Here is a 23,979-nt window from a genome sequence, read left to right on the forward strand (position 1 = left end):
AGGCGTGGTTGTGGCTGATCAGAAACTGACCTGGCGCGGCACCCTCGCGGCCTGGGACCGACGGTTGTTCGACTTCGTGGCGCAACGGCACTGGCCCGGGGGCGAGCGGGTGCTGCCCGCCCTCGGCCGGGCCGCGAACCACGGGGTGCTGTGGGGCGCGACCGCCGCGGCGATCACCGTCGTCGGCTCGGCCCGGGCCCGCAAGGGCGCGCTGACGGCCGCCGCCTCGCTGGCGCTGGCCTCGGCCACCATCAACACCGTCGGCAAGTGGTCCGTGCGCCGGCCCAGGCCGCTGCTGGAAGGGGTGCCCGTGGCGCGGCTGCCGGCCGTGCAGCCGTGGACCACTTCCTTCCCGTCCGGGCACTCCGCCTCGGCCGCCGCCTTCACCGCCGGCCTCGCCCTGGAATCCCCCGGGTGGGGGGCCGCGGTGGCGCCGGTGGCCGCGTCGGTGGCCTTCTCCCGGGTCTACACCGGCGTGCACTACCCCTCCGACGTGCTGGCGGGCGCGGCCCTCGGGGTCGCGGCGGGGTTCGCCGTACGCGGGCTCGTGCGCCGCGCCGAACGGGCGCGGGCCGTCCCCGGCGCGGAGCGCCCGGCGGCCGACGCGCCCGCACTGCCGGACGGGGCCGGGCTGACGGTCGTGGTGAACACCGCGTCCGGCACGCCCCGCGGGGCGGGACTCGCCGTACTGCGTGAGCTGCTGCCCCTGGCGGAGGTCGTGGAGTGCGCGGGGGACGAGGTGGAGGCCGCGATGACGGAGGCCGCCGCCCGGGCGAAGGTGCTCGGCGTGTACGGGGGCGACGGCACCATCAACACCGCCGCGACCGCCGCCCTGCGGGCCGGGGTGCCGCTCGCGGTGTTCCCCGGCGGCACCCTCAACCACTTCGCGCTGGACCTCGGCCTCATCGGCCCGGAGGACACCTGCCGCGCCCTCCTCGCCGGCCAGGCGGTCCGCGTCTCCCTGGGCCGCATCACCCCGGCCGACGGGTCCGGGCAGTCCGGGGAGGGGGTCCGGTACTTCCTGAACAACTTCAGCATCGGCGCCTACCCCGAGCTGCTGCGGCACCGTCTGCGGTGGGCGCCCCGGATCGGGGGCGGGCCGGCCGCGGTGCTGGCGGCCTGGCGGGTGCTGCGGGCCGAGCGGCCCGTACGGATGACCCTGGCCGGGCGGCCCCGCAGCGCGTGGCTGCTCTTCGCCGGCAACGGCACCTACCAGGGCACCGGCCCCACACCCCGCCGCCGGGCCGGTCTCGGCGAGGGCCTGCTCGACCTGCGGATCGTCCACGGCGGCGGCCGCCCCGGCCCGCGCCTGCTGGCCGCCGCGTTCGCCGGCCCGCTCAGCCGGTCCCCCGTCCACGTCGCCACCCGGCTGCGCCGCCTGCGCGTCGCGGACGTCCCGCCCGGCACCCCGCTCGCCTACGACGGCGAGTACGCCCAGGCGCCCACCGCCCTCACCCTGGACGCCCTCCCCGACGCCCTGACCGTCTACCGCCCCCGCTGAAGCCGGGCGTCCGTCCCGAGGTCGGCCCGCATCACGGCGCGCATCTCCTTCCACCGCTCTCCGAGCCCGAGCAGATCCGCCTTGACCGCCTCGAAGCCGCCGTCCGGTACCGGATCGCCCTCGTCCAGCCGCAGCACCCGGTAGAAGGCTTGCGAGAGCCGCTCCGCGGTGGCGTCCAGCTCCGCCACCACGGCCTCCGAGCCGACCAGCTGCGCCTCCGCGAACGCCAGGTGCATCGCCTGCCGGGCCGCCTCCAGGTCGGCCCGGCCCGCGGCCCTCACCGCGTCCCGGTCCCCGTTCCCGTTCCCGGCTCCGTCCCCGTCCCCGGCCGCCCCGGCCTTGTGGGCGAGCCACAGGAAGTTCATGAGCTCGATCCGGTAGCGCCGGTACCCGGCCATCGCCGCCACGTAGCAGGCCCGGCGGACGTCCAGCTCCGCCGCCCGCTGCTCGCGCTGCCACTGGCCCTCGGCCATCCGTTCCTGCCGCTCGAACTGCTCGGACTGGACCCGTCCCACCAGCCGCTGCGTCAGCAGCGGCGCGAAGAGCGTGCCCGTCATGCCGATGAGCGCTATCGAGAGCGGCAGCAGCCAGCCGTCCATCGAACTCCCCCCAGAGCTTCGTACCCGCCGCGTCGTACCTGCCGAGCGGCACCTGTCGTACCCGTAATACCAGGAGTACTCACGGTCAGGCCGCCCAGGCCGGACCGCCCCGGGCCTCCCCCCGCGCACGTACTGGTTTCCCCCGGGGGATGGACGTACGGCAGTATGGGGTGTATCTGCCCACCATCGATCTGCCGGACGGTTTCTCTTGGCTGAGTTCATCTACACCATGCGCAAGACGCGCAAGGCGCACGGCGACAAGGTGATCCTCGACGACGTCTTCCTGAACTTCCTGCCGGGGGCCAAGATCGGCGTGGTCGGCCCGAACGGTGCCGGTAAGTCCACCGTCCTGAAGATCATGGCGGGCATCGAGCAGCCGTCCAACGGTGACGCCTTCCTGTCGCCCGGCTACTCCGTCGGCATCCTCATGCAGGAGCCCAAGCTCGACGAGTCCAAGACCGTCCTGGAGAACGTCGAGGACGGCGTCGGCGAGATCAAGCAGAAGCTCAACCGGTTCAACGCGATCGCCGAGGAAATGGCGACGAACTACACCGACGAGCTGATGGAGGAGATGGGCAAGCTCCAGGACGACCTGGACCACGCCAACGCGTGGGACCTCGACGCCCAGCTGGAGCAGGCCATGGACGCCCTGGGCTGCCCGCCCGGCGACTGGCCCGTCACCAACCTCTCCGGTGGTGAGAAGCGCCGCGTGGCCCTCTGCAAGCTGCTGCTGGAGGCCCCCGACCTGCTGCTCCTCGACGAGCCCACCAACCACCTCGACGCCGAGTCCGTGAACTGGCTGGAGCAGCACCTGGCCCAGTACAAGGGCGCCGTCGTGGCCGTCACCCACGACCGCTACTTCCTCGACAACGTCGCCGAGTGGATCCTGGAGCTCGACCGCGGCCGCGCCCACCCCTACGAGGGCAACTACTCCACCTACCTGGAGAAGAAGGCCGAGCGCCTCAAGGTCGAGGGCAAGAAGGACGAGAAGCGCGCCAAGCGCCTCAAGGAAGAGCTGGAGTGGGTCCGCTCCAACGCCAAGGGCCGCCAGGCGAAGTCCAAGGCCCGTCTCGCTCGCTACGAGGAGATGGCGGCCGAGGCCGACAAGATGCGCAAGCTCGACTTCGAGGAGATCCAGATCCCGCCGGGCCCCCGCCTGGGCTCGATCGTGGTCGAGGTCAACAACCTCTCGAAGGCGTTCGGCGACAAGGTCCTCATCGACGACCTGTCCTTCACGCTGCCGCGCAACGGCATCGTCGGCATCATCGGCCCGAACGGCGCCGGCAAGACCACGCTCTTCAAGATGATCCAGGGCCTCGAGACCCCGGACTCCGGCGAGATCAAGGTCGGCGAGACCGTCAAGATCTCGTACGTCGACCAGGGCCGCGCCAACATCGACCCCAAGAAGACCCTCTGGGCGGTCGTGTCGGACGAGCTGGACTACATCAACGTCGGCAACGTCGAGATGCCGTCCCGCGCCTACGTCAGCGCCTTCGGCTTCAAGGGCCCGGACCAGCAGAAGCCGGCCGGCGTCCTCTCCGGCGGTGAGCGCAACCGCCTGAACCTCGCGCTCACCCTCAAGCAGGGCGGCAACCTGCTGCTCCTCGACGAGCCCACCAACGACCTCGACGTCGAGACCCTGGGCTCCCTCGAGAACGCGCTGCTGGAGTTCCCCGGTGCGGCCGTGGTCGTCTCCCACGACCGCTGGTTCCTGGACCGGGTGGCCACGCACATCCTCGCCTACGAGGGCGAGTCCAAGTGGTTCTGGTTCGAGGGCAACTTCGAGTCCTACGAGAAGAACAAGGTCGAGCGGCTCGGCCCGGACGCCACCCGTCCGCACCGTGCCACCTACAAGAAGCTCACCCGGGGCTAGGTCGCGGTCATGGCCAGACACCACTACCGGTGCCCCCTCCGCTGGGCGGACATGGATGCCTTCGGGCACGTCAACAACGTCGTCTTCCTCCGCTACCTGGAGGAGGCGCGCATCGACTTCATGTTCCGCCTGGCGCCGGGGGAGGGCAGCGAGTCCTTCACGGGCGGGTCCGTCGTGGCCCGCCACGAGATCGACTACAAGCTCCCCCTCGTGCACCGGCACGAGCCGGTGCTCATCGAGTCCTGGGTGACCCGGATAGGCGCCGCGTCCCTGACCATCCGCTACGAGGTCAAGGACGAGGCGACCGAGGACGCTCCGGAGACCGTCTACGTCCGCGCGGAGACGGTCGTCGTGCCCTACAACCTCGCCGAGGGGCGGCCCCGCCGCATCACCGACGAGGAACGGCACTTCCTGGAGCAGTACCTCGACCAGCCCGAGAAAGCCCCCCGCGGCCGCCGAAGGGCGCCTCGCGGCATGAGCGGACAGCTGCGCCTCGCCGACTCCGGGGAGGCGGCGGACCTCGCCGCCTTCCTGGGCCGGCTGGTGCACTACGACCGCGCCGCCGCCGTACGCCTCCAGGCGGCGGCGGGCGGCGGCGCGCTCGCCGTCTTCGGACGCCCGCCCTCCTTCGAGGTCCTGGCCGTCCGTGCGGCACGCCTCGCCGAGCCCCTCGCTGCCCCGCTGGACGTCACCGTCTCCGCGGGCGAACTGCTGGAGGCCGTCGACGAGAGCGGTGCCGCGGTGACCGTGCCCGGACCCGTCACCGGCCCGCCCTGGACGGGCGTCCTGCCGCCCCGTGGTGGCTGGAGTCCGGTTCCCGGCCTGCCCGCCGCCGAGGCGGTACGCGCGGCCGTGGCCGCCGCCGTCGCCGAGTTCCGCGCCCGCGACGAGGCCCTGCCCCCGCAGCACCGGACCCGCTCCGAGCGGGACCGCATCGGCCGCGAGATCTGGTCCCGGACCCTGGGCGACACCGAGCTGCCCCTGCGCGCCGCGCACGCCGCCCAGTCCCTGGGCTTCCTGCGTCCGGTACGCACCCCCGTGCCCGCGGGCGCCCCCGACGCGAGCGCTCCCGCCCCGGTGGCCCTGTTCGCCTCCGGCGGCTGGCTGCGGCTCAGCACCCCGTACGGCTCCGTCGCCACGCGCCGCCCCGGCGCCCTCGCCGGCCTGGCCGGCATCCAGGTGCGGCCCGTCTAGGGCTCCCGTCCCGGGCCGGGCCGCCCGCCCACCGGGGACCGGGGGCGGACGGGCCTGCTCCGTGCGTCGTGCCGTGCCCTGCCGTTCCCGGCCGGGCTACGGGTTGAACGAGTGCACGTGGTTCGGGCGGCTCACGACGAACTCGCTCATGAAGATCGTCCGCGAGTTGGAGTCCGACGTGTTCGCACACCACTCGAAGGCGCTGTTCGGGACCGTCTCCCGGAAGCGGTCGCGCCACTCGGCGCCGTCGCCGGCGAACGCGTAGCAGTACCAGATCTGGTTGAGCGCGAGGACGTCACCGCCGTAGACCACCGCGCTCTCCCCGGGGCCGAGCTTCCACCAGCCCTCCTTGACCCAGTTGCTGCCGTCGGAGCAGCCGGGATGGTGCCGCTCGACCATCGTCCAGATCTCGCGGTGGTAGTTGTTCTGGAACCTCATGGACATGGCGCGCCCCCTATTCCGAGTCCAGCTGCCTGCGGGCGGCCGTGCGGCCGCCGGACCCGTACTCGGGTGCCGGCCCGCGGGCGGGTTGGGAGGAACTCGCGCTCGTACTCTCGTGCAGGCCGGGATCCGCGCCGGACGCGTTCGCGGCGAGGGCGCGGTCCAGCGCCTCCCCGTCCGCGTCGGTGGTCGGATCAACCGTGTCTGCGGTGCCCTGCGACATGGAACCTCCAGTTCCGTCGGTGTTGGTGCGACGGAAGGGGTTCCCGGGAGGGCCCACCGGGTACCGCGGGCGCCCCGCCCGTGCCCCGTACGGGCCTGGCAGGAGCCCTCGGCCGAGGGGAAGCGTTCGGCCGCTTGCAGGGACCCCTGCACGCAGGGGGCGCCGGTCCGGTATGGGCCGGAGGCCCGGCTAGCCCGCGGTGTTGATCATCGAGGCGGCCGCGTAGGTCAGGTACCGCCACAGCTGGGCCTCGTGCTGCGGCGCGAGCCCCAGCTCGTCCACCGCCACGCGCATGTGGGCCAGCCACGCGTCGTGCGCGGCCGCGTCCACCTGGAACGGCGCGTGCCGCATGCGCAGGCGCGGGTGCCCGCGGTGCTCGCTGTACGTCGTCGGGCCGCCCCAGTACTGCATCAGGAACAGCGCGAACCGCTCCTCGGCCGGCCCGAGGTCCTCCTCCGGGTACATCGGGCGCAGCAGCGGGTCCCCCGCGACCCCCTGGTAGAAGCGGTGGACCAGACGGCGGAAGGTCTCTTCGCCGCCGACCTGATCGTAGAAGGTCGTCTCCTGCACCGTGCTCTGCGCGTCGTCATTCACCCGACCATCGTCTCAGACGCCCGGACGGAGGACCCCGGTCCTAGGACCGCCGCCGCCCGTCCCCGCCGAGAGGTCGCACCCCGCGCCCGCCCGCATCACAGTGGAGACATGGGCACGGCGAGGGCCGCGGAGAAGGACCTGCGGGAGACGGCGCACGCCGCCCAGGTACGGGAACTCACCGCCACCGGCGTGCTGGAGGACCCGGCCTGGCGGGCGGCCTTCGCCGCCGTGCCCCGGCACCTGTTCGTGCCGTACTTCTGGACCGGCCGCGGAGCGGGGCACGAGCGGCTGTGGGGCGAGGATCCGGATCCCGAGCAGCGGGCCCGCTGGCTGCGCGGGGTGTACACCGACGCCCCGCTCGCCACGCGGCTGCGCGACGGCGAGCTGGTCTCCTCCAGCAGCCAGCCCTCCCTGATGGCGAAGATGCTGGACGCGCTGCGCGTGCGCGACGGGGACAACGTGCTGGAGATCGGCGCCGGTACCGGCTACAACGCGGCCCTGCTCTGCCACCGCCTCGGCGACGGCCTCGTCACGACGGTGGACCTGGACGAGGAGATCACCGAGTCGGCGCGCTCCCACCTGGCCCGGCTCGGCTACCGGCCCGCCGTGGTCACCGGCGACGGGGCGCGCGGCTGTCCCGCCCGGGCGCCCTTCGACCGGATCCTCGTGACCTGCACCCTGCCGCTGATCCCGCCCGCCTGGCTCGGCCAGTGCCGGCCGGGGGCGCGGATCCTGGCCCCGCTGTCGACCGGGCTGATCGCGCTGACCGTCCGGGACGCCGGTTTCGCGGAGGGCCGCTTCCTGCACACCCCGGCCTACTTCGTCCCGCTGCGCGGGGCCACGGCCGCGCCGGGCCCGCCCGGGGCGACCGGGCCGCTGCACGGGATCCCGTACGAACTGGTCGACAACGAGCGCTTCCAGTTCCTGCTGATCCTGACCGCGGACGTGCTGCACCCGCGCGAGGCGCTGGACCTGTGGCGGGGCGAGGGCCGGCCGGCGCGCGAACGTTTCGGGGTCACGGTCACGCCGGAGGGACAGTGGGCCTGGCTCGACGACCCCCAGGGCCCCTATGTGTGGCCCCTGGGCGAGGAGGCCCCGCCCCGCGACTAGCCGCGGCGGACCGTGATGGTGGTCCAGGCGCCGACGTGGACGCGGTCGCCGTCGGCGAGGGGGACCGGGACGTACGGCTGGATGGGGTCCTCGCCGCCGTTGATGGTGGTGCCGTTGGTGGAGTTCTGGTCGACCACGGCCCAGGTCAGGTCCGGCTGCTGGACCAGCACCGCGTGCTGGTGGGAGACGCCCGGGTCCTCCGGGGGCACCGACAGGTCGATGTCCGGGGACTCGCCCGTGGAGGCGCGGCGGCGGCCGATGGTGATCTGCCCGCCGGAGAGCGGGAGGTGGAGCTCCGGGGAGTAGGCGGGCAGGTTGAGCGCGGCGGCCTCGGGGCCGCTGCGCTGCATCATCGCCAGGAAGTACGAGCGGTCGGGGCCGATCGTCGCCGACCAGGAGGCGCTGCCGCCGCGGTCCGGGGCCGCGAACGGCTCCGGCTGTGACGGCTGCGGCGACTGTGACGGCTGCGGCGGCCGGGGCTGCTGGTACTCGGACTGCGGGTGCTCGGGAGCCGCGTACTCGGACTGCTGGTACTCCGACTGGGGACGGAACTCCTGCGGCACGGGCTGCGGCCGCTCCGGCGCCACGACGGGCTGCTCCTGCGCGGGCGGCTGGAGCAGCCAGTCGTCATCGCTCTGCAGCGGCTCGGCCGGCCGGTTGACCCGCGAGGGGCGGGAGCCCTGGTACTCGAAGTGGTCCTGGGAGAACACCGGCTGCGGCGGGGCCGGCGGCGGGGGCGGCGGGGCGGTCACCGCGCCGGTGCCGGGCCCGGACGCGCCCGGCGCGGCGGCCGGTGCGGGCTCGGCGGCGTACGGGGTCGCCGAGCGGGTGAGGAAGTTGTACCGGCACTCCTCGCAGAAGGGGGCCATCGCCTCGCGCGGGGTCCGGCACTGCGGGCACAGCTCGGCCTGGGCGGTCGGCTCCCCGCCGGTGGGAGGGTAGCCGTAGCCGTAGGAGGGGGCGGCGGAGGCGGCGCCGGCGGGGGCGGTCATGCGGAGGCCGCAGACCTCGCACCAGTCGTCGGAGGCGGACTGGTGGCCGTTCGGGCAGGTCGGCATCGCGGCGGTTCCCCCTTTTTCCTGCGTCATCGCGTCAGGCTTCTTCTCAGGTCTTCTTCACTCGGACGGTCTGCGTCGAACGCGTTTCAAGGGTCATCTCGTCGGCATCGGCGACCTTCGCCTTCAGCCGCACAGTACCCGCCGCCGCGTCGACGACATCCACCACCTTCGCGAGCAGTTTGGCGGTGTCGGCGTTCCCGGAGGCGCTCGCCAACTGCACGGCACGGCCCAGCTTCGCCGTCGCACTGTCGACATCGCCCATTTTGCGGGCTTCCAGGCCCTGCTGGATAGCCTCCGCGAGTTCCGCCTGTCCCGTGTAGTGCGCCACCTGGGGACTGATGGCCGTCGACGCGGCGAGGTCGTCCGTCCACACCGCCCGGACCAGTCCCTGCGCGAGCGGCGGCCGGGGCTCGCCGTCCGGTCCCGGCAGGACCAGCGAGGCGCGGGCGGCCAGCATCTCCTGGCCCACGGCGGCCCCCGGCACCCGGACGCACACGTGGTACTCGCGGGACTCGTCGCCCCACGAGCCGGTCGGGTAGTCCCCGGCGCGCGGGCCCGCCTCGGTGCGGCGGCCGGTCAGGTCGTGGACGGAGGGCGAGACCTGCTTGACGTACTGGACCTCCGCGCCGACCGGGGTCCACAGGCGCAGCGCGACGTCCGCGACCTCCTTGCCCATGACCTGCTCCATCATGCGCGTGAAGTCCTCGGCGAGGTGGGCCGGATCGGCGACGATGTCGGCGGAGCCGAGCAGCGCGCTCGCGATGCCGGTGACCTCCTTCACCTCCCAGTCCGTGCCCACCCCGCGGGCGTCGCAGGTGAAGCGGCCGGCGCAGGCGTCGAGGGTGGCGCGCAGCACGGCCGGGTCCTCGTGCTCGTTGCGGCCGTCGGTGAGCAGGATGCCGTGCCGGATCGTCGCCGGGGTGCGGCGCAGCAGGCCGTCGGCGAGCCGCAGCCAGGTGCCGATGGCCGTGCCGCCGCCCGACCGCAGGCCGCGCAGGGCCTCCTTGGCCTGGGCGCGGGTGGCGGGTCCGGCGGTGGCGAGGCCGCCCTGGCCGGGGTAGACCTCCCGGGCCTCGTGCGTCCCGGCGATCACGGCGAAGGCGGTGCCGTCGCGAAGGGTGTCGATGGCGGCGGCGGTGGCCTCGCGGGCGCCGCGCATCTTGTCCGGCGGGTACTCCATGGAACCGGAGCAGTCCACCATGATCACGACGGCCGCGTCCTGGCCGCCGGGCGCGTGCGCGGCGGTGGCCGTGGCTCCGCCGGTGGAGGTGACCGTCACGATGGCGTGCACGTCCCGCCCGCCCTCGGGCAGGAACTCGTTCTGGTACACCTCCACGCTGAAGCGGGGTGCGCTCGGCTTGGCGAAGTTCGCCATCGGTCGGTCTCCTCCTCCGGGCCGGCTGGGGTGGTGCGTGCTCAGGCCCGGGGGCGGGCCTGCGGTTCCGCTTCGGGCTCCGCTCCGGCTTCCGCTCCGGTCTGGGCGTGGGGCTCCGCCGGGCCCGCGAAGGGCACGACGGCGACGGTGATGTTGTCATGGCCGCCCCCGTCCAGGGCGTGCCCGACCAGGACCTGCGCGCTGTGCAGCGGCCGGTCCGCGGCGTCCGCGGGCAGGACCTGCGCCATCTCCCGCGCGGACTCGGCGTAGTTCCACAGGCCGTCCGTGCAGACGACCACCACGCCGGGGTGGTCCGGTCTGAAGCTGGCGGTGTGCGGTTCGAGGTCGTACGCGTCGGCGCCGAGCCAGCCGGTGATGGCGTGGGCCCGGACGTCGGCGTAGGCCTCGGCCTCGCCCATCAGGCCAGCCGCGACCATCTGCGCGGCCCAGGAGTCGTCCTCGGTGAGCCGGCGGGACAGGGCGGCGCGGTCGTCCGGCACCCAGTAGGCGCGGCTGTCGCCGACCCAGCCGATGGTCAGCACGCCGCCGCTGACGACGGCTCCGACCAGCGTGCAGGCGGGGGCGTTCTGCGCGCCGGGGGTGGGCGGGGCGAGCGCGGTCACCGCGGCGGCCGCCGCGAGGATCGCCCCGTGCATGGCCTCCACCGGGTCGGCGCCGCGCGGAAGGGCCTCCAGGAGCGCCTCGTTGGCGGCGCCGGCGGCGGCGGCCGACGCCTCGTCGGGGCGGCTGGCGGAGGAGACGCCGTCGCAGACGATGGCGACGGTCGCGGCGGAGCCGTCGGGCAGGGCGGTGGCCGAGACGGCGAAGGAGTCCTCGTTGCGGTGGTGCCGCAGGCCGCGGTCGCTGACGGCCGCGACGCTGCAGAGCTCCTCCTCCAGGTGGTCCCGTTCGCGGGGCTGCGCGTGGCCGCAGTGCTCGCAGTACCCGTCGGTGTCCACGTGCCCGGCGCGGCAGGCGACGCAGGTCCGGCCCTCGCCCTGCGGGGCGGCGGCGAGCGCCTCCCCGCTTCCGGTGGCGGTGTTCTGCGGGGGCGCGGCCGGGGCGTACGGGTCCTCGTGCGGGCCGTCGGGGCCGGCGCCGGCGGAGGCCCAGGGGGCGTCCGGGCCGGGCTCGCCCTCCCAGCCGGGCGCGGGCACGCCGTACCCGGCCGGGGTCCCGCCGTAGCCGGGGGCGGAGGCGGAGTACGCGGCCGCGGCCGGGACCGGGGCGGGCACGGCCTCGGCGCCGGGCGCGTCGGGGGCCCCGCCCGCCGGGGCCCCGTACCCGGGCTCCCAGCCGGGCGCGGTCACGGGAGCCGCGGCCCCCGACGGCGCGGCAGGATGGGCCGGGGCCGGGGCCGGAGGAGTCTGTGGCGCGGCCGCCGGTGCCGGGGGCACAGCCGGAGCCGGGACCTGGGCAGGCGGAACCGGAGCCGCCGCCGGAACCGGTGGCGCCGGGGCCGCGGCCGGCGGCGCGGGGGCCGGTGCCGGCGGCGGGGCGGACGGGGGTTCGTGACCGGCCCGGCCCGTCGCGCCCGCGGTCGGGGTGACCGGGAGGGTCGGGGTGGGGTCCGCGTCCGGGGGAGCGGCGGAGAGGGCGTATCCGCACACCCCGCAGAAACGGTCACCCTCTTCCAGGGGTTCCGCGCAGCTGGGGCAGCCCGACGGCCGATGCATCGACATCACTCACACCCACGTCCGGGGACGGAAACGGTTTGCCCGTTCCACCAGTTCGATCCGCTCCTCGCCCCGCTGCGCCAGCCGGGCGAGGACACGGTAGGAGCGTTCCAGGCCGAAGCGCAGCCCCCGCTCGTCCAGTTGACTGCCGAGCAGCGAGGTCCGGCCGGGGTCGGCACCCCGGCTACCCGACAGTACCCAGTCCAGGGCGGAGCCCAGAACCTCCGTCGTCAGCCGCTCCTGCCGCTCCGGGTCCAGGCCGAACCGCCGCAGCGCCTCCACCTGGCCGGAAGCAGCCACCAGATCGGCCAGCAGCTCCTCGTCCGGGGACCGGTCGCGCAGGCGTGCCCGTACCGCCGCCACCCGTGCGGCGGTGTAGTGGATCGACGCCTCCGGTACCGATTCCAGGGTGCCCACCGCCGCTTCCCGGTCGCCGGCGGCCAGTTGGACCCGGGCCAGCCCGAACGCCGCGCTGACGAAGCCCGGATCGGTGATCCAGACGAGCCGGTAGTACTCGGCGGCGTTGTCCAGCTGGCCCAGGACCTCGGCGCACAGCCCGAGCGCCAGCTTCGGAGCCGGCTCGCCCGGGAAGGCGTCGTAGACGGCGTCGAAGGACAGGGCCGCTATCTCGTCGTCCCCGGTGGCCAGGGAGGCGATCCCGCGCGCCCACACCACCCGCCAGTCGTCCGGATGGCGGGCCTCCAGCTCGGCCAGGGCCTCGCCGGCCACGGCCAGTTCGCCCAGTTCGAGCCGGGCGCGCAGCTCGCGGAGCCTCAGCTCGGCGGAGTCGGCCGGGGCCGCGGCCAGGGCGCCGAGCAGGTCGGCGGGCGCGGAAGCGAGGAGTCCGGCGAGGAACCCGGCATTGGGGTCGGCCGGGTCCACCAGCGGGACCGGCAGGGCGAGGGCGGTGTCACGGGCGTCGAGCACGGCAAGCCCCGCCGCCGCCGGTACGGGCGTACGGGCCACCGCCAGCGGCGCGAACGCCTGCGCGGGCGCCGGCGCGGCGTGCCGCGGCCCGGGCACGGGGGCCCCGGCGACGTGCGTGGCGGTGGTCCCGAGCGAGGGCAACGCCCCCCGCCCGGCGGGCGCAACGGCCCCGGCGGCGGCCGCCTCGGCCCCGGCCGCACCCGCGTACGCCGCCCCGCTCCCGGCCGCACCGGCGCCCCCGGCCACACCCGGGGCCACGGTCCCGCCGCCGGCGACGCCCCCGCCGCCGGAGGTAGCCGCCGCAGCACCGGCAGGCACGGCCGCCGCGGCACCGGTCGGCACGGCACCCGCCGCACCCGCCCCGCCGGAGCGCCGCCCGAAGAGGGACCCGCCCCGCCGGGGGGCCACCGCCCGCACACCCAGCCGGGACACCTCCGCCCCGGCCGCGTCCGCGTACAACTCCGTGTCCGGAACCCGCAGCTCCGGCCCGAACAGGGTCGACAGCCACGGCCGCGGCCGCCCCGTCTGCAGCGCCACGACCTCCCGCAGCACCCCCGTCAGCTGGTCGGCCATCTCCTGCGCCGACGCGAAACGCCGCCCCGGATCCGGATCCGTGGCCCGCACCAGCAGCCGGTAGAAGGACTCGTACCGCTGGAACACCTCGATGTGCTCAGGATCGGGCAGCGAGTCCACGAACACGTTCGTGTAGCCCTGGAAGTCGAACGTCAGCACCGCCAGCGTGCGCGCCACCGTGTACAGGTCCGAGGCCACCGAGGGCCCCAGCTCCGCCACCTCCGGTGCCTGGTAGCCCACCGTGCCGTAGATGGCCGACTCCTCGTCGTCCATCCGCCGCACCGCGCCCATGTCGATCAGCTTCAGCTGGTCCTGCTGCTGGATCGCGTTGTCGACCTTGAAGTCGCAGTACAGCAGGTTCCGGCTGTGCAGGTGCCCGAGCGCCTCCAGGGCCTCGATCCCGTACGCGCACGCCTGCTCCACCGGCAGCGGGTCGCGCCGGCCGTCCGGCCGCCGCCGCTCGTTGGCGATCTCCTTCAGCGACTTGCCGCCCACGTACTCCATGACGATGTACCCGTCCAGCGAACCCGTCCGCTGGTCCAGGTGCTCCACGAAGTTGTAGATCCGCACGATGTTCGAGTGCTCGATCTCCGCGAGGAAGCGCCGCTCGGAGATCGCCGCCTCCATCGCGTCCTGGTCCCCGGTGTCGAGCAGGCCCTTGAGCACCACCCACCGGTCCGACACCGCCCGGTCCACCGCCAGGTAGACCCAGCCGAGCCCGCCGTGCGCGAGACAGCCCGCCACCTCGTACTGGCCGTGCACCACGTCCCCGGCGCGCAGCTTCGGCACGAACGAGTAAGGGTGCCCGCACTTGGTGCAGAAGCCCTCCGTGCGCCCCGGCCGGTCGCCGCGCGCCCGGCCCACCGGCGCCCCGCAGTCCGAGCGCGAGCAGAACCGCTTGCGCTCCGGCACCTCCGGGTTCTCCAGCACCGCCGCCGAAGGATCCGGACGCGGCACCTCCGGGACGCTGACCAGCCCCGCGCCCAGCCGGCCGCGCCCCGACGAGGACGCCGACGAGCCCGAACTGCGCACCGAGACCGACCGGGTGGACCCCGAACCGGACAGCGCGCGCGACAGCCGCCCCGACACCGAACGCCGCGAGGACGAGGACCGCGAGGACCGCGAGGAGCGGGCCGACGCCGAGGAACGCCCCGAACCGCGCGAACCCGCCGAACCCCGCGAGTCGCCCTGCCGGGCGGCGCTCGTCATCCCCGTCGGAGGCGACACCAGCTCCTCCGCGCCCGCCGCGACCGCTCCCACCGGGGCGAGCCCGCAGGTGTCGCAGTAGACCTCGCCGCCGCCCATGTCCTCGTACGACCCCGGGCAGCCCGGACGAAGGCAGGGCGATCCGATCAGGCTCATGCCTCCTCCTCTCCCGGCCGTCCGGGCCGGTGGTCCTGCGGGGCCAGCGCCTCCGCCGTCGCCTGCTGGTAGCGCCACACCGCCTGCTCGGCGGCCCGCAGGTCGCAGGGCGCGCTCCACAGCATCCGCCGGGCCGCGTCGTACCGCTCGGTCAGCAACGGGTCCTCCGCCAGGCCGTGCCGGGCCGCCTTCGCCTTGTACGCGTCGAGCCGCCCGCGCAGCTCCGCCCGGACCGCCAGCGGCGCCGTCACCGCGGTCAACGATTCACGGGCCCGCCGCAGTTCCTCCTCGGCCCGGTCCTCCAGCGCGTCGAGCAGCGGGGACAGCCGGTGCCACTGCGACTGCCGCCGGTACTCGGCGGCCGCCGCCAGCTGCTCCTGCAGGGCAGTCGGCGGGCCGCTGACCGCCGGCACCTCCGACGCCGCGATCTTCGCCAGCACCTCGCCGCGCGCCGTACGCGCCTCCGCCAGGGTCCGGTCCGCCCGCGACAGCAGGTCCCGCACCGCGATCAGCCGCTGCTCCGCGTCCTGCCGCACCGTCAGGACCGCCTCGACCTCCCGGCGTACGTCGTCCAGCGCGCGCGCCGCCCGGTCGTAGCGGGCGGTGTCCGGACGGCCCCCGCCCGGGGCGGAACTCCCCGCCACCGGCACCCAGAAGGCGAGCGGGTCGGCGATCACCGCCCGCCGCAGCTCCGCCAGCTCGGCGGTGATCTCCTCCAGGTCGTCCCCCGAAGGGTGCTCGCCCGGCCGGACCCCCACCGAGTGCGCCAGCGAACGCGTCCGGTGCAGCTCGGCGGCGAGCAGGTCGATCCGCGCGGGCAGCGCCGACCACACCGCGTCGGCGGCGACCACCACGTCCAGGGAGGCCGCGTACAGCTCGTTCATCCGCGACACCAGCTCGGCCAGCGAGAAGCGCTCCGCCAGCGCGACGCCCTCCGCGCCGGCCCCGGCGATCGTCACCCCCGGGCCGCGCAGCCGCTCCGTCAGCTCCGCCAGGTCCTCCCGGCTCGGCCAGCGGCGCCGCTCGCGGATCTCCCGGGCCGCGTCGAGCGCCCCGCTGTACGCGTCGAAGTACGTCCACAGCCGGGTCACCGCCGCGTCCGCGGCGGCCCACCGCTCCTTGGTGACCCCGCTCAGCGCGGCGCCCTCCAGCAGGCGCCGGCCCGCGTGGTCCTGGAGCGCGAGCAGGGACGTCTCCACGGCCTCGTGCTCCGCGCCCAGACGGGCCAGCGCACGGTCCACGTCGTCCCGGTCCATCACCGCGGCCCCCGGCCACGGCCGCCCGGCACGGAAGCCGCCCGCCCGGTCCCCGCCCGCATGAAGTCCGCCCCGCTCGCTCACGTACCGCTCCGAATCCGCCATGGGCCTCAGCCGTCCCGGTACTTGGGCGCCGGCGGCACGCTCGCCCTCGGCAGGACGTCCTCGAAGTGCTTGCGGTACGAGGTCGCCCACGGGCTCTGGTCACCGCCCGCCCGGTAGTTCTCCAGCACCTTGTTCACCCGGCGCACCAGGTCGGAGGCGTCCTTGTTCATCGCCACCCCGTAGAGCTCGCGGGTGAACGGCGCCCCGACCAGCTGCACCGACGGGTCCTGCGCCGCCTGCCCGGCGGCCAGCGCGTTGTCCGTGATGATCCCGTCCACCTCGCCCAGCTGCAGCCGCACCAGGCAGTCCAGCTGGTTCGCCACCGACACCCCGACCGACCCGTACGACTGGGACTTCAGGGCCGCCTCCGCCGTCGAACCGGTCGCCGTGCAGATCCGGCGGCCCTTCAGCGAGGCGTCGTAGCCGGTGATCGGCGAACCCTTGGGCGCCAGCACCTGCTGGCCCGCCTCGAAGTAGGCCGTCGAGAACGCGACGTCCTCCAGCCGCTTGCAGTTGATCGTCATGGTCCGCACCACGATGTCGACCCGGCCCTCCTGGAGCGCCGGGACGCGCTGACTGGTCGGGATCGCCCGGTAGATCACCAGGTCCTCGTTGCCCAGGATGTCCTTCGCTATCGCCTTGACCAGGTCGATGTCGAAACCGTCCAGGTGGCCGTCGGGATTGCGGTAGCCCCACTTGAAGCTGTTCTGGTCCACGCCCGCCACGAGCTTGCCCGCCTTGCGGATCCGCTCGATCGCCGGGCCGTCCAGCCCCGACGGGCGCAGACTGGCCTCCGGGTCCTGACAGGTGTCGGCCGGCGCGTACGGGAGCACCGCCACCGACGCCGGGTCGCGGACCACCGCGGAGCCGCCGGACGGCGCGGACCCGGCCAGCGGCAGCAGCACCGCCGCGGCCGTCACCGCGCAGGCCGCGGCCATCGCGCTGACCCCGCCCCAGCCCCGCAGCCGGTCCGCCGCGCGCCGCACCCGTGTGCCTCGTATCCGCATCGATCTCACCTGTACTCCGAAAGCCTGCGGCCGATGCCGAGGAGGGCCGCCGCCGCGCCGGCGACCGCCAGCACCGCCGAGCCCGTCAGCAGGCCGCCCAGCGCGCCGAGCCCGTCCCGGGCGGCCAGGGTGAACTGCTTCTGCTCATGGGCCACGGCCCGCTCCAGGGAGGCGTCCACCGTGTCGAACGAGGCCCCGCTGCTGTCCTTGTGCCGCGCGTCCCCGATGACCTGCGGCAGCGCCTGCTCGTAGTCGCCCTTCACGTCGGCGTCCCGGGCCGCCGCGTGCCGCTGCTTCCACTGCGCCACGCCCTCGACGGCCTTCGAGACCGGCTCCCGGCCGCTCGCGTCGTCGGCCAGCCGCAGCGCCCGCGCCAGACCGGCGTCGAGCTGCTTCATGTTCTTCTCGTAGTCCACGTCGTACTTGTCGGACTTCTTGTCCTCGGCCAGTACGGCACCCCGCGCGATCAGCGTCAGGTTCTCGTTCGCCCGCGCCTGGAGCGAGGCGATCCGCGCGTCGTTGAGCACCTTCAGGGACTCCTGCCCCTCGGCCCGGGCCTCGCCCAGCCCCGCCCGCGCGACCGACTGCCCCACCGTCAGCCACAGCAGCACCACCGACGCCGCGGCCGTCGCCGCCAGCAGCCCGTGGTTGAAGACCCGGTTGGTACGACGGTAGTTGCGCCGCTGCGCCCACACCAGGGCGCCCAGCGCGAGCACGCCCGCGCCCGTCGCCGCCACCGGCCAGGACCGGGCCTCGTCGTAGTCCGTGTACAGCCGGCCCGTCTCCGCCTCGTACAGCCGCTGCGCGGCGGGCAGCAGCACCGTGCTCATCTGCTCGTTGGCGTAGCGCAGGTAGGCGCCGCCCAGCGGCAGGCCCTGCCGGTTGGTGGCGCGGGCCTGCTCGATCAGACCGGTGTACCGGGGCAGCTGCTCGCCGAGCAGCGCGATCTCCTTGCGGGACTCCCCGCCGGCCCCGGTGTTGGCCGCCGCGCTCACCAGCAGCCGGGAGGCGTTCGCGATGTCCTTCTCGTAGCGCCGGCGGACCTCCCGGGGCTCCTGGGCACCCGCGAGGAAACCGCTGGAGGAGGCCGTGTCGGCGTCGGCGAGGGAGCGGTAGATGCTCGCGGCGTCCGCGCTCAGCGGCTGGCTGCGGCCCACCACGTCCTCCGCGGCGGTGACCCGGCCGGCCACCTCCCACACCGCCACCGCGCCGAACAGCACGACCAGGGCGGCCAGCACCGCGCCGATGATCCGCAGCCGGCCCGGCTCGGTCGTCGCCGCGGCGCGCACCCGCTCCACGCCCTCGGCCCAGGCCGTACTGCGCCCCGGCGGCGCGGACGGTCTCCCGCCCGGCCCGGCGGGCGCCCCGGAGGTACCGCCCCCGGGCGCGGACGCGCGTGTCGTGATGGCCACCGTGACCTCCCCCTCGGTCCCTCTGCTCCGCAGCAGTATGGCCGTAGCGGCGCCCGACCACAGCACCCGGTGCCCGATCTTGGACGATCCCCCTCCCGGACCCCCTCACGGACCTCCGGCCGCCGCCCCCGGCTCCTGCCCCCGGCCGTTCCCCCGTCACCCTTCACCGTCAATACGCCGCAGCGGTCCCCGTGGTTCCTGAGACGCCCGCCCGCGCCCCGGGTTCACTCGAACCGGGCACGCAGCCTCGCCATCGCCCGGGCCGGCGCACCCAGCGCGTCCAGGCCCAGCAGGGCCGCGCCCAGCACCGGCGGGGCCGTGACCACCGAGGGCCGGGCCAGGGGCGCGCGGGCGGCCAGCAGTTCCCCGATCCGGCCGTTCAGCCCCCGGTGCCCGGCCGCCAGCACACCGCCGCCCAGCAGCACCGGCGCCTCCCGCCCCAGCAGGCCGAGCCGCTCCAGCGCCACCGCCGCCAGCGCCACCACCTCCTCGGCCTGCCGCTCCACCAGCGCCGCCGCCACCGCGTCGCCCGCCCCCGCCACCGCGAACAGCACCGGCACCAGCTCGTGCAGCCGCCCCCGGTCCAGCCCGCCCAGGTGCAGCGCCTCGATCAGCGCCGCCATCGAAGCCAGACCGAAGTGCCCCGGCAGCGCCGCCGCCAGGGCCGTCGGACCGCCCCGCCCGTCCTCGGCGCGGGCCGCCCACCACAGGGCCTCCTGCGCCAGGCCGCCCCCGCCGCCCCAGTCCCCGGAGATCTGCCCGAGGGCGGCGAAGCGGGCGGTCCGCCCGTCGGGCAGCATGCCCACGCAGTTGATGCCCGCCCCGCAGACCACGGCGACCCCCAGCGGGCCGTCCGCGCCCGCCCGCAGGATCGCGAAGGTGTCGTTGCGCACCTCGGTGGCCGCGCCCCAGCCCCGCGCCGCCACCGCCTCGGTGAGCCGGCGCTCCTCCACCGGCAGGTCGGCGTTGGCCAGACAGGCCGAGACCCGGGCCGCGCGCGGCACCCCGGGCAGCCCGGCGGCCGCCGCCGCCCCGGCCACCGCCTCCGCGAGGACGTCGACGGCGGCCTCCACACCGGTCACGGGCGGCTGGAAGCCCCCGGCGCGCCCGGTGCCGAGGACGGTGCCGTCGGCGGCGACCAGCGCGGCGTCGGTCTTGCTGTTGCCCGCGTCGATCGCGACGACGGCGCAGGCGGGCGGGACGGCTACGCCCACGGCAGGTGCTCCTTGTTGTGCGCGAGGAGCCGGTCGGCGAGCTTCTCGGCGAGGTCGTACTGTCCGACCAGCGGATGGGCCAGCAGGGCCCTGGAGACCCGCTCGCGCCCGCCGCGCAGGGCCGCGTCCAGGGCGAGGTCCTCGTACGCGGTGACGTGCGCGACCAGCCCGGCGTACAGGGGGTCGAGCCGGGGCGCGGGCAGCGGTACCGGGCCGCCTCCGTCGACCCGTGCCTGCACCTCGATCACGGCGTCGTCCGCCAGGAACGGCAGGGTGCCGCCGTTGCGGGTGTTGACGACCTGGACGCAGGGCCCGCCGCCGCCCAGCAGGGCCGCCGCGAGGTCCACGGCGGCCTCGGAGTAGAAGGCCCCGCCCCGCTTGGCCAGCAGTGCGGGCTTCTCGTCGAGCGCGGGGTCGGCGTACAGGGCGAGGAGTTCCCGCTCCATCGCGGCGACCTCGGCGGCCCGCGAGGGCTTCGCGCCGAGTTCCCGGACCACCTCGTCGTGGGCGTAGAAGTAGCGCAGGTAGTACGAGGGCACCGCGCCGAGCCGGTCCAGCAGCGCCCGGGGCAGGTGCAGGTCGGCGGCGACGGCGTCCCCGTGCTCGGTCAGCAGCCGCGGCAGCACGTCGGTGCCGTCCGGGCCGCCGAGCCGGACACCGAGCTCCCAGGTCAGGTGGTTGAGGCCGACGTGGTCGAGGTGGACCTCGGCGGGCGCCACGTCCAGCAGCGCCGCGAACTTGCGCTGGAAGCCGATGGCGACGTTGCACAGCCCGACGGCCTTGTGCCCGGCCCGGAGCAGGGCCCGGGTGACGATCCCGACCGGGTTGGTGAAGTCGATGATCCAGGCGTCGGGCGCGGCCCGGCGGACCCGTTCGGCGATGTCGAGGACCACCGGTACGGTCCGCAGGGCCTTGGCGAGCCCGCCCGCGCCGGTGGTCTCCTGGCCGACGCAGCCGCACTCCAGCGGCCACGTCTCGTCCTGGAGCCGGGCTGCCTGCCCGCCGACGCGCAGCTGTAGCAGTACCGCGTCGGCGCCGGCGACGCCCGCGCCCAGGTCGGAGGTGGTGGTGACGCGCCCCGGGTGGCCCTGGCGGGCGAAGATCCGCCGGGCCAGGCCGCCGACCAGCTCAAGCCGTTCGGCGGCCGGGTCGACCAGGACGAGTTCGCTGACGGGCAGGGTGTCGCGCAGCCGTGCGAAGCCGTCGGCCAGTTCGGGCGTGTAGGTGGAACCGCCGCCCACCACTGCGAGTTTCATCGGGATCAGCCTTTCACTCCGGTCAGGGTGACTCCCTCGACGAACGCCTTCTGGGCGAAGAAGAAGAGGACGATCACCGGGGCCATGACGAGCACCGTCGCCGCCATGGTCAGGTTCCAGTTGGTGTGGTGCGCCCCCTTGAAGGACTCCAGGCCGTAGCTGAGGGTCCAGGCGGCCGGGTTGTCGGAGGCGTAGATCTGCGGGCCGAAGTAGTCGTTCCAGGCGTAGAAGAACTGGAACAGGGCGACGGCCGCGATCCCCGGCTTCGCCATGGGCAGGACGACGCGCAGCAGGGTGCGGACCTCGCCGCAGCCGTCGACGCGGGCCGCGTCGAGGTACTCGTCGGGGATGGTCAGCAGGAACTGCCGCAGCAGGAAGATCGCGAACGCGTCGCCGAAGGCCAGGGGCACGATCAGCGGCCACAGGGTGCCGGACAGGTCGAGCTGCTTCGCCCAGAAGAGGTACATGGGGATGACGACCACCTGGGGTGGCAGCATCATCGTGGCGATCACCAGGAGCAGCGCGAGCCGCCGTCCGCGGAAGCGGAACTTGGCGAGGGCGTAGGCGACGGGTACCGAGGACACCACGGTCAGCACGGTCCCCAGCCCGGCGTACAGCAGGGTGTTGCGCCACCAGGTCAGGAAGCCGGGGGTGTGCCAGACCTGCGCGTAGTTGCCCCATTCCCAGGTGCGCGGCCACAGCTCGCGGGTGAGTGCCTGCTGGTCGCTCATCAGGGAGGTGAGGAGGAGGAAGACGAAGGGGAGGACGAAGAACAGGGCGGCGGCGACGGCCAGGGAGTGCACCCCGACCCAGTGCAGTACGGCTGTGCGGCGGTGTGCGCGCATGTCGGCCATGTCAGTCACCCGCTCCGGCCAGTCCGCCGCGGCGGCGCATCAGGAGCGCGGTGCACGCCATGGAGAGGGCGAACAGCACCAGGGCCAGGACGCAGGCGGAGCCGTAGTCGAAGCGCTGGAAGCCGAGGTGGTAGACGGTCTGGGGGAGGGTCAGCGTGGACCTGCCGGGGTAGCCGGGCTCGGTCTGCTGGCCGGAGCCGCCGATGATCCCGGCGGCGGCCTTCGAGGCGACCGTCGGCTGCGTGTAGTACTGCATGGCCTGGATGACCCCGGTGACCACGGCGAACAGCACGACGGGGGAGATGTTCGGCAGGGTGATGTGCCGGAAGCGGGCCCAGGCCCCGGCGCCGTCCAGCTCGGCGGCCTCGTACTGCTCCTTCGGTACGTCGAGCAGCGCGGCCATGAAGATCACCATCAGGTCGCCGGTGCCCCACACCGCGAGGGCGGTGAGCGCGGGCTTGGACCAGCCGGCGTCGGTGAACCAGCCGGGCGCGGGCAGCCCCGCGGCGTCCAGCAGGGTGTTGACCGGGCCCGTGCCGGGGTTGAGGAGGAAGACGAAGGCGAGGGTGGCGGCCACGGGCGGGGCCAGGTAGGGCAGGTAGAACAGGGTCCGGAAGAGGCCGGCGCCGGTCTTGACCCGGGTGACGAGCAGCCCGACGCCGAGGCCGAAGACGACCCGGCAGCTCACCATGACCACGACCAGCCACAGGGTGTTGCGCATGGCCGGCCAGAAGAGCGGATAGTCGGTGAAGACGTAGCTCCAGTTGTCCAGGCCGTTGAAGACCGGGGGCCGGAAGCCGTCGTAGCGGGTGAAGGAGAAGTAGACGGTGGACAGCAGCGGGTAGGCGAAGAAGACGGCGGAGCCGATCAGCCAGGGCGACAGGAAGGCGAGGGTCCGCAGGGCGGCGCGCCGGTGCCTGGCCCGCAGGGCGGGGGTGCGCGGGGTGTCCGCGGCCGTGGTCATCGGGGCTACTCGGCCTTCGCGATGTCCGTGTCGATCTGCCGGTCGGTCCGGGCGAGCCCGGCGGCGAGGTCGGGGACGTCGCCCTTCTCCACGGCGTACGCGAAGTCCTGGAAGGTCAGCTGGTAGGCGCCCCCGTCGGCCCGGGCGGGGGTGGTGTTCGACTTCGCGTGCCGGGCGATGTCGAGGAACGTCTTCGACTCGGGGGTGACCTGGAGCTGCGGCGAGCGCAGCGCGGCCAGCGTGGACGGGATGTTGTGGATGGCGTTGGCGAAGGCGACGACGGCCTCGGTGTCGGTGGTCATGTACCGCACCAGCTCCCAGGCGGCGTTCTGCTTCCGGCTCGCGGAGGAGATGCCCATGATGGTGCCGGAGAGGTAGCCCTTGCCGTAGTCGGCCCGCTGGTCGTCGGGCACGGGCAGCGGGGCGGTGCCGATCTCGAAGGGGACGCCGGCCTCCCTGGCCATGGCCGGGCGCCACTCGCCGTCGATCTGCATGGCGACGAGCCCCTTGTGGAAGGGGTGTTCGGCGCTCCACTCGTCACCGAAGCCGGCGCGGAACCGTTCCAGCTTCTCGTAGCCGCCGAGCTTGGCTACCAGGTCCTTCTGCGCGGTCAGCATCTTCGCGAAGGCCGGGTCGCCGGCCAGGTTGGACGTGCCGTCGGCGGTGAAGTAGGTGGGGCTCCACTGCGCGGCCAGCCGCATCGGGGTGGTCTCGTAGCCGTGGAAGGTGGGCATCACGCCCAGCTGCTCGTACGAATCGCCCTTGGCCTTGGTGAGCTTCTGCGCGGCCTCGGCGAACTCGCTCCACGTCACGGGCGCTTCGGTGATCCCGGCGGCGGCGAACGCGGTCTTGTTGTAGACGAGGCCGTAGGCGTCGTGCAGCAGCGGCAGGGTGCACTGGTTGTCCTTGTACCGCGTGTACTCCAGCAGGGTCGCGGGGAAGACCTTGGCCTTGTCGATCCCTGACTTCTCCATGAAGGGGTTCAGGTCGGCGAAGGCGCCGGAGTTGCAGAACTTGCCGACGCTGTCGGTGGCGAAGGAGGAGACGACGTCGGGGGCCTTGTCCCCGCCCGCGCGCAGCGCCTGGTTGATCTTGTCGTCGGTCATGTTGCCGGTGGCCTTGACCTTGATGTTCGGGTGGGCCTTCTCGAAGCGGTCGATGCTGTCCTGGATGGCCTTGACCTCGGAGGGCGCGGACCAGCCGTGCCAGAAGGAGAGGGTGACGCCGGCCTTCGGGTCGTCGGTCGCGGCGGTGCCGTTCTGGCCGGTGCAGGCGGTGGCGAGTACGGATATGGCGGCAAGGGCGGCCGCGGTGGTGGTCAGGCGTGCGGCTCGGGGCATGGCGGGGCTCGCTCTCTGGGGGAGAACTGGATGGGGGGCGTCACGGGGGCTGCGGACTGCGGGCT

20 protein-coding genes and 1 pseudogene are annotated in these 23,979 nt (G+C 74.4%); 5 read left to right on the forward strand and 16 right to left on the reverse strand.

Going from position 1 to position 23,979, the window contains the following annotated elements:
- Nucleotides 1-10 precede the first annotated feature (10 nt).
- Nucleotides 11-1,501 (forward strand): bifunctional phosphatase PAP2/diacylglycerol kinase family protein, encoded by a 1,491-nt coding sequence (locus ABD973_RS21105; protein WP_241253236.1) that lies wholly within the window; start codon nt 11-13, stop codon nt 1,499-1,501.
- Here the strand turns inward: ABD973_RS21105 and ABD973_RS21110 are convergent.
- Nucleotides 1,486-2,100, reverse strand: coding sequence for a hypothetical protein (locus tag ABD973_RS21110; protein WP_125598951.1), 615 nt, complete (start codon nt 2,098-2,100; stop codon nt 1,486-1,488). The two genes, ABD973_RS21105 and ABD973_RS21110, sit on opposite strands and share 16 nt — an antisense overlap.
- A 208-nt stretch (nt 2,101-2,308) precedes the next feature.
- Here ABD973_RS21110 and ettA point away from each other — a divergent pair, with 208 nt between their 5' ends.
- The 3 genes and pseudogenes from ettA (at nt 2,309) to ABD973_RS21125 (ending at nt 5,167) form a co-directional block, all read left to right on the forward strand.
- On the forward strand, nt 2,309-3,973 hold the full coding sequence (gene ettA, locus ABD973_RS21115) for an energy-dependent translational throttle protein EttA (protein ID WP_125598948.1): 1,665 nt from the start codon (nt 2,309-2,311) through the stop codon (nt 3,971-3,973).
- Between the two features lie 9 nt (nt 3,974-3,982).
- Nucleotides 3,983-4,360, forward strand: a pseudogene (locus ABD973_RS21120) (acyl-CoA thioesterase); the annotation flags it as partial.
- An 87-nt stretch (nt 4,361-4,447) separates the two neighbouring features.
- Nucleotides 4,448-5,167 (forward strand): DUF8010 domain-containing protein, encoded by a 720-nt coding sequence (locus ABD973_RS21125; protein ID WP_345504676.1) that lies wholly within the window; start codon nt 4,448-4,450, stop codon nt 5,165-5,167.
- A 96-nt stretch (nt 5,168-5,263) separates the two neighbouring features.
- Here the strand turns inward: ABD973_RS21125 and ABD973_RS21130 are convergent, their stop codons facing one another.
- The 3 genes from ABD973_RS21130 to ABD973_RS21140 form a co-directional block, all read right to left on the reverse strand.
- A complete protein-coding gene (locus ABD973_RS21130) occupies nt 5,264-5,611 on the reverse strand; it encodes a DUF1036 domain-containing protein (RefSeq protein WP_125598939.1) in 348 nt (115 codons plus the stop codon).
- Nucleotides 5,612-5,621: 10 nt separating this feature from the next.
- The gene (locus tag ABD973_RS21135; protein WP_345501486.1) at nt 5,622-5,831 is read right to left on the reverse strand and encodes a hypothetical protein; all 210 of its coding nucleotides are present in this window, start codon (nt 5,829-5,831) and stop codon (nt 5,622-5,624) included.
- Between the two features lie 189 nt (nt 5,832-6,020).
- Nucleotides 6,021-6,425: a globin gene (locus tag ABD973_RS21140; RefSeq protein WP_125821157.1), complete on the reverse strand. Its 405-nt coding sequence runs from the start codon at nt 6,423-6,425 to the stop codon at nt 6,021-6,023.
- A 108-nt stretch (nt 6,426-6,533) separates the two neighbouring features.
- Here ABD973_RS21140 and ABD973_RS21145 point away from each other — a divergent pair, with 108 nt between their 5' ends.
- Nucleotides 6,534-7,535, forward strand: coding sequence for a methyltransferase domain-containing protein (locus ABD973_RS21145; RefSeq protein WP_345501489.1), 1,002 nt, complete (start codon nt 6,534-6,536; stop codon nt 7,533-7,535).
- Here the strand turns inward: ABD973_RS21145 and ABD973_RS21150 are convergent.
- The 12 genes from ABD973_RS21150 to ABD973_RS21205 form a co-directional block, all read right to left on the reverse strand.
- Nucleotides 7,532-8,623: an FHA domain-containing protein gene (locus ABD973_RS21150; protein WP_125821155.1), complete on the reverse strand. Its 1,092-nt coding sequence runs from the start codon at nt 8,621-8,623 to the stop codon at nt 7,532-7,534. The genes ABD973_RS21145 and ABD973_RS21150 overlap by 4 nt on opposite strands.
- 16 nt (nt 8,624-8,639) lie before the next feature.
- Nucleotides 8,640-9,968 carry a vWA domain-containing protein gene (locus ABD973_RS21155; protein WP_125821154.1) on the reverse strand — a complete coding sequence of 443 codons (1,329 nt, stop codon included), beginning with the start codon at nt 9,966-9,968 and terminating at the stop codon, nt 8,640-8,642.
- Nucleotides 9,969-10,009: 41 nt separating this feature from the next.
- On the reverse strand, nt 10,010-11,650 hold the full coding sequence (locus tag ABD973_RS21160; RefSeq protein ID WP_241253235.1) for a PP2C family protein-serine/threonine phosphatase: 1,641 nt from the start codon (nt 11,648-11,650) through the stop codon (nt 10,010-10,012).
- A gap of 3 nt (nt 11,651-11,653) precedes the next feature.
- Nucleotides 11,654-14,506 carry a serine/threonine-protein kinase gene (locus ABD973_RS21165; RefSeq protein WP_345501494.1) on the reverse strand — a complete coding sequence of 951 codons (2,853 nt, stop codon included), beginning with the start codon at nt 14,504-14,506 and terminating at the stop codon, nt 11,654-11,656.
- Nucleotides 14,503-15,762, reverse strand: a complete 1,260-nt coding sequence (locus ABD973_RS21170) for a hypothetical protein (protein ID WP_125823986.1) — start codon at nt 15,760-15,762, stop codon at nt 14,503-14,505. Before ABD973_RS21170 ends, ABD973_RS21165 begins: the two co-directional genes overlap by 4 nt.
- 110 nt (nt 15,763-15,872) lie before the next feature.
- Nucleotides 15,873-16,874 carry a glutamate ABC transporter substrate-binding protein gene (locus tag ABD973_RS21175; protein WP_185899740.1) on the reverse strand — a complete coding sequence of 334 codons (1,002 nt, stop codon included), beginning with the start codon at nt 16,872-16,874 and terminating at the stop codon, nt 15,873-15,875.
- A 5-nt stretch (nt 16,875-16,879) separates the two neighbouring features.
- Nucleotides 16,880-18,286 (reverse strand): hypothetical protein, encoded by a 1,407-nt coding sequence (locus ABD973_RS21180; protein ID WP_125821152.1) that lies wholly within the window; start codon nt 18,284-18,286, stop codon nt 16,880-16,882.
- Between the two features lie 224 nt (nt 18,287-18,510).
- Complete coding sequence (locus tag ABD973_RS21185; protein ID WP_125821151.1) at nt 18,511-19,500, reverse strand: N-acetylglucosamine kinase; 990 nt, start codon at nt 19,498-19,500, stop codon at nt 18,511-18,513.
- A complete protein-coding gene (locus ABD973_RS21190) occupies nt 19,491-20,756 on the reverse strand; it encodes a 6-phospho-beta-glucosidase (protein WP_345501500.1) in 1,266 nt (421 codons plus the stop codon). The genes ABD973_RS21185 and ABD973_RS21190 overlap by 10 nt, the downstream gene beginning before the upstream one ends.
- Nucleotides 20,757-20,761: 5 nt before the next feature.
- Entirely contained in the window at nt 20,762-21,610 is an 849-nt protein-coding gene (locus tag ABD973_RS21195) for a carbohydrate ABC transporter permease (RefSeq protein ID WP_125603722.1), read from the reverse strand.
- Between the two features lies 1 nt (nt 21,611).
- Nucleotides 21,612-22,574 carry a carbohydrate ABC transporter permease gene (locus ABD973_RS21200; RefSeq protein WP_125603721.1) on the reverse strand — a complete coding sequence of 321 codons (963 nt, stop codon included), beginning with the start codon at nt 22,572-22,574 and terminating at the stop codon, nt 21,612-21,614.
- Nucleotides 22,575-22,579: 5 nt separating this feature from the next.
- The gene (locus tag ABD973_RS21205; protein ID WP_345501503.1) at nt 22,580-23,914 is read right to left on the reverse strand and encodes an ABC transporter substrate-binding protein; all 1,335 of its coding nucleotides are present in this window, start codon (nt 23,912-23,914) and stop codon (nt 22,580-22,582) included.
- Nucleotides 23,915-23,979 lie beyond the last annotated feature (65 nt).

The organism is Streptomyces racemochromogenes (assembly GCF_039535215.1).
In the GTDB taxonomy this organism is placed as follows: domain Bacteria; phylum Actinomycetota; class Actinomycetes; order Streptomycetales; family Streptomycetaceae; genus Streptomyces; species Streptomyces racemochromogenes.